7 protein-coding genes are annotated in these 8,811 nt (G+C 47.3%); 4 read left to right on the top strand and 3 right to left on the bottom strand.

From position 1 onward, the window contains the following. The first annotated feature begins 20 nt into the window (after positions 1 to 20). The gene (locus tag D1409_RS23660) at positions 21 to 1,112 is read left to right on the top strand and encodes a glycosyltransferase family 4 protein (RefSeq protein WP_123539421.1); all 1,092 of its coding nucleotides are present in this window, start codon (positions 21 to 23) and stop codon (positions 1,110 to 1,112) included. Here the strand turns inward: D1409_RS23660 and D1409_RS23665 are convergent, their stop codons facing one another. From D1409_RS23665 to D1409_RS23670, 3 genes are all read right to left on the bottom strand, one after another. Further along, positions 1,113 to 2,600 carry a flippase gene (locus D1409_RS23665; RefSeq protein ID WP_123539422.1) on the bottom strand — a complete coding sequence of 496 codons (1,488 nt, stop codon included), beginning with the start codon at positions 2,598 to 2,600 and terminating at the stop codon, positions 1,113 to 1,115. It abuts the gene before it with no gap. A gap of 1 nt (position 2,601) precedes the next feature. Beyond that, positions 2,602 to 3,405 (bottom strand): alkaline phosphatase family protein, encoded by an 804-nt coding sequence (locus tag D1409_RS25020; protein ID WP_164471881.1) that lies wholly within the window; start codon positions 3,403 to 3,405, stop codon positions 2,602 to 2,604. 142 nt (positions 3,406 to 3,547) lie between these two features. Continuing rightward, entirely contained in the window at positions 3,548 to 4,663 is a 1,116-nt protein-coding gene (locus tag D1409_RS23670) for a glycosyltransferase family 4 protein (protein WP_123539423.1), read from the bottom strand. A gap of 291 nt (positions 4,664 to 4,954) precedes the next feature. Between D1409_RS23670 and D1409_RS23675 the strand changes: the two genes are divergently transcribed. The 3 genes from D1409_RS23675 (at position 4,955) to D1409_RS23680 (ending at position 8,706) form a co-directional block, all read left to right on the top strand. Continuing rightward, positions 4,955 to 5,839, top strand: a complete 885-nt coding sequence (locus D1409_RS23675; RefSeq protein ID WP_123539424.1) for an alkaline phosphatase family protein — start codon at positions 4,955 to 4,957, stop codon at positions 5,837 to 5,839. 373 nt (positions 5,840 to 6,212) lie between these two features. Continuing rightward, complete coding sequence (locus tag D1409_RS25025; RefSeq protein ID WP_164471882.1) at positions 6,213 to 7,424, top strand: hypothetical protein; 1,212 nt, start codon at positions 6,213 to 6,215, stop codon at positions 7,422 to 7,424. Between the two features lie 223 nt (positions 7,425 to 7,647). Next, a complete protein-coding gene (locus tag D1409_RS23680) occupies positions 7,648 to 8,706 on the top strand; it encodes a sulfatase (RefSeq protein ID WP_123539425.1) in 1,059 nt (352 codons plus the stop codon). The last annotated feature ends 105 nt before the right edge of the window (positions 8,707 to 8,811 follow it).

The following is an 8,811-nucleotide window of genomic DNA, read 5'->3' on the forward strand; positions in this document are numbered from 1 at the left end:
GATGGAGGCAAGCCGTGTATATGGGGAGTATCAAGACGGCTCTAGTACACAACATCGTAACTCCGTATCGGACTGTTCTATTTGATGCACTTGCCGCTCACGAAATGATAGACCTCCATGTTTTTTACTGTGGCAAGTCTCACGAGAAACGTAACTGGAATATATCAGACACGGGAACACACGATCATTCTTTTCTCCCAGGAGTTGCCTTAGACAGGGGAGATCTTCACTATCACATAAATCCTACAGTAGTGACTGAGTTAATGTCAAGCGAATTTGATTCCGCAATTATTGCAGGGAGTACGAATTTCACGATGCAGCTTGGATTCGCAGCGTCGAAGGCCAATCTTGATGGAACTATTCTCTGGACAGAAAGAATACGACCGACAGAGAATATTGTCGGGAAGGTTGTCAATCCGATCACGCGATCGATAGCAAAATACGCAGATAGCATCGTTGTACCCACGAGCCTTTCCAGACAGTTTCAGGAAAGTAGAGGAATCGACAGGAACCAAGTGTTCGTTGCTCCGAACGTTGTGGACAATACTAACTACTACAGAAATCGAACTGAAAGGGGGAAGATTCGGGTTCTCTTCATCGGCCAGCTCATTGAGCGAAAGGGAGTCCCGTACTTGCTTGAGGCGTTTGATGAATTAGAACATAGAGAGACAGAGTTGGTAATTGTCGGCGATGGCCCGAAACGAGAGGCGTTTGAACAGTCAGCCCGTGAGAAGGGGATCGATGTGGTCTTTACTGGCTGGGTGTCTGAGGAACGTAAACGGAAAGAACTAGCGGACGCTGATCTGTTTGTACTGCCGTCGCTCGAAGATCTCGCACCGCTGGTTCTCAATGAGGCAATGGCATCTGGACTGCCTGTGTTGACGACGGAAGGGGTCGGAAACGCTGCAGATATGATCATAGAGGGAGGAAACGGGGAAATAGTTCCGACTGAAGACACGCCTGCCCTCAGTCGGGAACTGTCGAAGCTACTTTCTGATCGCGAGGAGCTTAACCGAATGGGCGATAGGTCGCAGCGTATTCTTGACGAACGATTTTCACCAGAGTCTTCCGCCAACCAGTTCGCTACTGCGATTGAAGCTGCACTCAACTGATCAATTATTGCTTTTTATTAAAGCAATTAGCTCTGATACATCTTCGTGCGTCAACGACCCGGTAACTACAAGCAGAATGAGATACAGTGGACCAAAGATTAGTCCGAACGCAATAAGAGCCGGTAACGGAGGAATCGTTAACCTGGAAATCCCATTCGTTACGACAATAGCTATAAATGTTGAACATACGATCAAAAAACCCATATCATAGTCTACAGGTAGGACATGTTCAGATCTATATAACTCGGCGGAATTGAGCACGTTCAATACTGTATACGAGATCGCAGTCGCAACTGCAGCGCCTACGATGCCATACAGCGGTATTAGTATCAGATTGAGGACTACATTTATAATAGCAGAAACGGCAGTAAATACAAATATGATTTTGCTCTTACCAAGAGCTACCAGTGCATTTGAATTCGGCCCAAGTATCGTGTGCACAAAAAACCCGACCGTCAAAATAGCCAAAGTGAGATTCCCCGGAACATATTCCCGACCAAATATAAAAGAAATCATCTCAGTTGGCAATAGAGAGAACCCAAGAAAGACAGGGATAGTTCCCACAACAATCCATTTCGTGGCAAATGTGTAGATAGAATTGATATCTTTGTTCGTCGAATCAGCATCAATCGATGAAAAGATGGGCATAACAATGAATCCAAATGCAGCAAGAAACACGTTTGAAAGGCGTGATAGTGGGTATACAGCATTGTAGATCCCAACTTGAGTCGCTGGTTCAAAGATAGCGATAATAAAGGTATCTAACCTATTCAATATCTGTCTCATGAACCCCGATATCATTAGTGGAGCAGAGAATAGAATCAGATCATGTCGAAAAGAGAGAGACTGAAAAATAGAGGGTAGGTGTACTTTTTTCACAACATAATAAGTGCCGATCACCGTGCCTGGCACATATGATACCGGAATTATATATGTTGCATCAGTACTGCCAATGCTAAACAATAACACAGCAGTAGTTCCCGCGAAGAATGTTGCCGGTCGAAGTACATTTATGATTATGACTTTAAGACTGGCGTTCTTGTACCCCCTCCCAACGCCGACTGCAACACGCGATACGACTAATAGCGGGATTGCATAAGTAGATATCCGAATGACACGTGAAAGGTTCCCCTCTTGAGAGAGGTGCATTGCGACCAAATCGGCGAAGAGATAGATGATCACCATAATGGCGACTGACACAAGCAAGCTGACTAGAACACCAGTGAGTATCGTATTTGTCTCGTCACTCTTCGACTCCGAGCGTGGAATCGTCCGCGCAACACCGTCCTGAAGACCGATAGTACTGACAATTGTCGCCACCGTTACGAGGGCAAACCCGATTGAAAACGCACCGAAGTCAGCTGTCCCTAGATATTTTGCTACGGCTACCTTCGCGAAGAAGGAAAACACCAGCTCAAATCCGATACCGAACGTGATGAACGCAGCGCCTTGAAATAGTTTCTGACGATGAGAACCTTCTTCTCCCATACTATCTGTACCCGAGAGAGCTAAGTCGATCTTCAAGAACGTCTTCTGAGACTTCCGCCCGATTAGTCGGTTCTTCCGCTTTAGTCTCCCGCCTAGTTTCCGAGTCCATCGTTAGCCACGGAACTTTCACGAGGGGTTCGGATCGGATATACCAAGGATGTCCGTATCCTCTTACAGGTATCGGAGATAACCGTTCTCCAAGAAGATTTCCGTGGTCAGAAGTGATAACTGTTTTACCATCCAGCTCTTCGACTAAATCACGAACATACGGGAAGACCAATTCAAGGTTTGCCCTGTAGGCTTTCGTTACCTGCTCAATTGTGGTATCTTCGATGTTGTAGCGTAGGTTCGTCCATACGGAAAGGTCGCCCCAATGTTCAGTTTCCTTCTTTTCGAGACCTGTCTGAGGAAGTTCGTCACTGTGTTCGCCGATAAAGGGCTCGTGTGGTTGCATGAAGTGGACGATCATCCGTTTATCAGGAAACTGTTCGTGTGCGCTCAAACTCTGCTTTAGCATATCTGACGGATGAACGGTGCCGTGTGATTCATCCCAGTGTGTCAGGAATAGATTCTCGATGTGATGAAAGGTGTCCTCGGGCACCGACCTCGTATGCGGATTCGAGGAAACGTAGATCGTATTGTGAAACGTTTGGTCATTGAAATTCTCTTCCAAAAACTCCAGTGTACAACTCCCAAGGGAGGAAATAGATTGTAACTCTCCATCGAGATGTTCGGCGTATGCATCACGAAACATGTCGAATCTACAGGCATCAAGTATGAGGAGATTATCCCAGTCCTGATTCATCACGTTCAACCCGGATTTAGTTACGAAACGGCGATGATATCCAGCATTCATCCGCTGAAGTTGGTTTCCAACTTCACCGACAACAGCAGTTGGATTCTGAAATACCCGGGCGATATTCGAGGGAGTCACTCGTTCGAACATATTAGATACCACATTCTTTTAGTAACGATTCAAAGTCGTTTTTTGCCGATTCAAATCCGAATTCCGATCTGATCGTTTCTTGAGCGTTCTGTGAAAGCATCGCTAGAGCATCTGAGGCCAGTAATTGATTGGCGGCGTCTGCGAGCTGGTCTGCAGTGGGATCGTTAACCAGGAGCCCATTCTCCCCATCCTCAATAACGGATGGGATATTCCCGACGGGCGTTGTGATGGGGACAACTCCCGCTGACATGGCTTCGAGAAGCGCCTTTGGCAACCCTTCTGATCTCGATGGTAACATGATAATTTTACTTTCGCGTAGATGATCTTCAACAGCCTCCTGTTGTACCCAACCGCTGAACGACATATCGTTGCCGTACTCATCTCGCAGTTCCTCAAGAAGGTTCCCGTCACCGAGAAATGACGCAGTAACCTCTGTCTCGGTGTTCGCTGAAAGCAGTCTGACCGCCTCGGCCGCACGGTCTGCTCCTTTCAGTTCACAAACGCGTCCGAGGTACACGATTTCAATATCCCGTTCAGGTGGGGCAGGGGTGTCTTCAACCACAGTCTCAAAGTTGAACCGGACTCTAACACACTTCGACTGGTATCCTTTGAGTGGTTTATAAGATAGCATATCCATGGAGAAGACTACGATCCCGTCAGCAGCATAGTATGCAAATCGCTCGGCTATCAGAACGGCCTCCGTGATTATTTTGTCGAGAAGATGGCCAGAGGAGATATTTTCGTACCCCTTGTGCGGTTCACCGATCACACTCACAGTAACAGGAATGCCGAGTAACTTGCACGTGATAATCGGAAGAACAAACAGAAATCCCCCAGCATGGAGAAATACCATGCCCAGTTGATTTTTACGTTCATACAGAGCATATGAGAGACGTGCCTGATAAATCAACAGAAGAAATACATTGAATAAGATATTCTCGGAAGTACGTCGCTCCACATCAACTGTCTCTGTACTTTGCTCCTTGAACCGGTCCTCGAACGTGATTATATTCTCGAAATACTCTTTTGAGACTGATATGATGTTTTCTATCGCCTTTGCCGATGGATCTCGATCTTGGGACTGGGATGGTATCCGGATAATGGCAAAACTGTTCATTGATCTGTTGAATAGATTAACTGGAACGTTTTAAACTGCGCATCTAATGCCAGATTGATAGAACCTATCCAAATGCCAGTATTCGAAACAAAATTCCATACTGTGTTCATAGCCATCAAATTGAGTAAGAGTGTTTACTGAGTCATTGACATAGGTCGTTAAAATGTTTCTCATCATCGGACCATGTCTATCAAGATCTTTGAAGAGCGATGGAGGCCAGACATTCGGTGTAACCTGTATTTGTGGTCCGACTTCCAAACAATAAATACTGGGTGGGAATAAAAAGGAGGCATGACTATTGCCGTACTTGGATTAGACGCCTTAGACTATGCTCTCGCCGAAAAGTGGGGCTGCGACAACATCCTCCTGGAGAATCATCAGCAACTGAAGACCGATTCTCACTCGCTTGAAGTTCCAGCGACAATCGAGGTCTGGCCTACTATCGCGACAGGGATGCCCCCCTCCGAACATGGCGTTTTTTTAGATGCCACGAAGCGTGATGATGGCGTTGCGATAACTTTCGCCCGGCAACTCGTGGAGATGATGCCATCAAAACTCCACAAACAGATTATTGCAGTGAGGAATTTTAGCTCTAACGGACAGAATTATCCAACGACTGACCGGGAACACGTTTTCGAGAGCGGAGTCGTCAAAAATTGGCCCGGCATATCACCGTGTGAGGACTGGGCAATTGCAGGTGAGTGGTTCTCCGCATTCACAACAGAGGAATTGAAGCCAAATGAATTCCGAAGTCGATACTTACGACAAACGGGCGAACAATTCGGCTGGCTCGTTGGAGCAGCTCAAGCTAAGGAACCGATCGCTGGGGTTCATGCTCACATCCTGGATCACATGGGTCACGCGTACGCAGAGCGTCCAGAGACGCTTCGACAGTACTACACGATTGTCGACAACCTGGTCGGGATGATCCGAAAAGTGTTACCAAAAATTGTAATAGTTTCTGACCACGGGATGCAAACAACTGTGACCGAAGATGAGGAGCCGGGAGTTCATTCAGTGCGTGCAACTATCTCAAGTTCAATTGATAGTGAACTACCCGCCTCGATCTACGAAATTCGGTCTTGGCTTGAAGAGCGAATTGATTCCGGGCCTGCTACTGAATCATCGGGCGTTGACGCACCAATGGACCATCTCAAAGATCTCGGCTATCTCTGAGAACTATCAGCCGCTGTTGATAGAAGACGGAGATAGATTGTTAGTATAAATATCCTATAGGAGGGGCTAAAAGAAGTTTTTAAAAGTATAGATACAGTATCTTCTGCCAATGTATCGGCGTCAAAAAATCTCGGCCATTTGTTTCATATTGACAGTCATTGTTGTCGCTGCATATCTCGCTATCAGGCCACGCCCAACCTTTTTCCAACTTTCATTCACAGCGTCAACTGCGGCAGCGGCGCAAGACGGTATCTTATCTATTAACCCTCGTAGCAATGTACCTGCCCTCCAGAGCTGGTATGTTACCCTTCATCGGGTGACTGGGATTCCATTTCAGTCTCTGAATTCGCTCCCACTTGGAGTTGTGGGTAGAATGCTCCTGGCCGCAGCTATAGTAATGCGACTACAAGAGGACACCTTGCCTGCCTCAATGATGGCCTTAGCAGTCGGTGCAAATAGTTGGGCGTCCTGGGGATTCAATTCTATATTCGTTCATTCACTTGGTTCTATACTTGTCCTCACTACTTGCCTGCTACTTATCATACGCCTCAGCAAAGTTGAAAATAGAATCGGGCTGTCACTTTGCATACTAGCCGTGACTGCTGGGGCATGGAGCGTAGATTACACCTCTCTCGCATGGATTGGAGCGGCACTCATGACTGTGGTTGTGCTCGACCTAAGTAAGTCGAAAGAGTTCACTCATCTCAGTTCACGGGGTTCTGCTGCTATTCTGGCTGTGATCGCAGGTCTTCTTGGTATGACGAAAGATACTATCGTCTCAGCGCTCAGTCTGTCTATATTCGCATCAAGTGAAAAAAGTGCTTCAAACAGTTTTACCTATGCCAGCCAGGAATCTACACTTTCGTTTTCAAAAATATACTACTACACAATCGCATTGGCACTTGCTGTATATGGTGTTCTCAAGATTTATCAGACAGCTAAAAGTAGAATCATTATTCTCTCTGGCCGAGAGCAGATCTTGGGAGTCCTGTCTTTTGCCTCGGGAGCTGTAATCTTGTTGTATCTACTGATGGGACGGTTCCAGCAATTTTTCATCTTTTTAATAGGCCCAATCTTGGGTTTGATTGTTGTCGACACTATCGGGAAGGAGAGGCTTGCTGGTCAATTTTCGACAGTGTTTCAGAAACACGGCGTTACAGCGTTCCTTCTGATATTGGCTATAGCGGCAACCGCCGGGTTCGCAGCAGCGCCGTCTAATCTTTCTCCTGCCTCCGAAGCAAACGCGGAAAGAACCGGATACTGGATTACCGAGTATAGAGACGACACTACCGTCCTCACAGATTTAACCACTCAAGCTAGATTACGAATGGGTGCACACCATGCTGGAGATATAGAGACCATTGAGCCAATCAGCTATGATCCAGAACGATACGGTTCACTCGTAAGTGGGGGAGACGTTGGTTCTCAAGCAGTCGTCGTAGACTACGTCGCTAAGAACGGAGTCGGTGCTCCCGGCTGGAAGCGATTCGAGAATCTCTCAGGCTACAGAGCCAACATTACAGCAAATAAGAATATAAATTCAGTACACACTGACGGGCAGGTGACGACGTATATAGTAAAATAGTTGCGCACGGAATGGATCTCGGTCAGTACCTGCCAAACTCGAGCGTTCTACACACCAGTCGGGGAGACCTCCATTCTGTTTGAGAACAATTTTTTGACCCAACAGCCACACTTCTGACAGAACTAGAGGACTGTTCACGCGTGAGTGGTTGGAAGAGTTTGAGCGTGAAGGAAAGTGCTATATTTTTAAACGTATTCCTCCAAAGCGAGTACAGATACTCCAGATGGTAACCGACTCAGTTGTCTTGATAACCGTCGACTGTCTTCGGGCCGACCACGTAGGCTGCTACGGTTACGAGCGACCGACTACCCCGAATATAGACGATTTTGCGGAGGGAGCTACAGTATATGAACACGGATACGCAAACTGCCCTGGGACTCGGTGGGCATTTCAGGCACTCCAGTCAGGTGTTTACACCCACCAAATTGACGGTATCGGAGTCCCGAAAGAAGCAGAGACACTTGCAAACCAGTTCCAAAAACAAGGATATGCGACGGGAGCGTTCGCTAACAATGGGTTCCTCTCCGAAGAGTATGATTATGATACTGGATTCGACACATTCTATGGAGCAGAATACTTCCACGAAGAAACACCGTTGCTGACCAAAGCGGGGTTTTATATACGCGACCTGGTAGATAATGAGACGTTCAGCAGACGTGTCCTGCGACCAATATACCGCGAACTGTCTAAACATTCTACTGGTGACGGAAGCAATGGATTCAAGCCGTCGAATACAGACGTTGATACGGTAGACCCAGCGATTGACTGGATACGAGAGCAGCAGTCGAACGACCGACCATTCTTTGCGTGGATCCACTTAATGGACGCACATGACCCGTATGCTCGCTGGGACTCCCATTTGCAAGCGCTCCGAGGTGATACTTCTATTGAGCATGCTATCAACGGGGATGATTACGTCGAAGTTGGTAAGGAACCGCCACAGGCGGTGATAGATGCCTACGATAGTGGAATCAGAAGCGCTGACGAACAGATTGGACGAGTGCTCTCACTCATTGACGATGAAACCGTAGTAGCCCTGACGGGAGATCATGGCGAAGAGTTTGGCCGTTACAAATCATTCCATTCTGCTTCCCTCTATAGCAGCATGACTCAGGTTCCACTCATTGTCCGCAGTCCGAATTTGCCATCGACGCATATTGAATCGCACTGGGCCCAGCACCTCGATATTCCGCCAACTTTGCTCACCGCTGTCAATATAGATCCCCCAGAAACGTGGGAGGGAACACCGTTACAAAACATGTATGTGTTTAGCCCGGGCTGATTTCGTCACTGTCTCGTAGGAGGCGTTCAATGGGGGCCGTATGCACTGGCAGCAGAGTTCCGGTGCGGCTCTGAGGGATGGGCTCCATGGCGGAGCCCATCCCGG

Origin of the sequence: Halosimplex salinum (assembly GCF_003730195.1) — an archaeon.
Taxonomy (GTDB): Archaea; Halobacteriota; Halobacteria; order Halobacteriales; family Haloarculaceae; genus Halosimplex; species Halosimplex salinum.

Excerpts from the sequence above, each read along its gene's own strand:
- D1409_RS23670 (WP_123539423.1), bottom strand. The coding sequence starts at position 4,663 with ATGAACAGTTTTGCCATTATCCGGATACCATCCCAGTCCCAAGATCGA.
- D1409_RS23675 (WP_123539424.1), top strand. The coding sequence starts at position 4,955 with ATGACTATTGCCGTACTTGGATTAGACGCCTTAGACTATGCTCTCGCC.
- D1409_RS23680 (WP_123539425.1), top strand. The coding sequence starts at position 7,648 with ATGGTAACCGACTCAGTTGTCTTGATAACCGTCGACTGTCTTCGGGCC.
- D1409_RS23660 (WP_123539421.1), top strand. The coding sequence starts at position 21 with ATGGGGAGTATCAAGACGGCTCTAGTACACAACATCGTAACTCCGTAT.
- D1409_RS23665 (WP_123539422.1), bottom strand. The coding sequence starts at position 2,600 with ATGGGAGAAGAAGGTTCTCATCGTCAGAAACTATTTCAAGGCGCTGCG.
- D1409_RS25020 (WP_164471881.1), bottom strand. The coding sequence starts at position 3,405 with ATGAATCAGGACTGGGATAATCTCCTCATACTTGATGCCTGTAGATTC.
- D1409_RS25025 (WP_164471882.1), top strand. The coding sequence starts at position 6,213 with ATGCTCCTGGCCGCAGCTATAGTAATGCGACTACAAGAGGACACCTTG.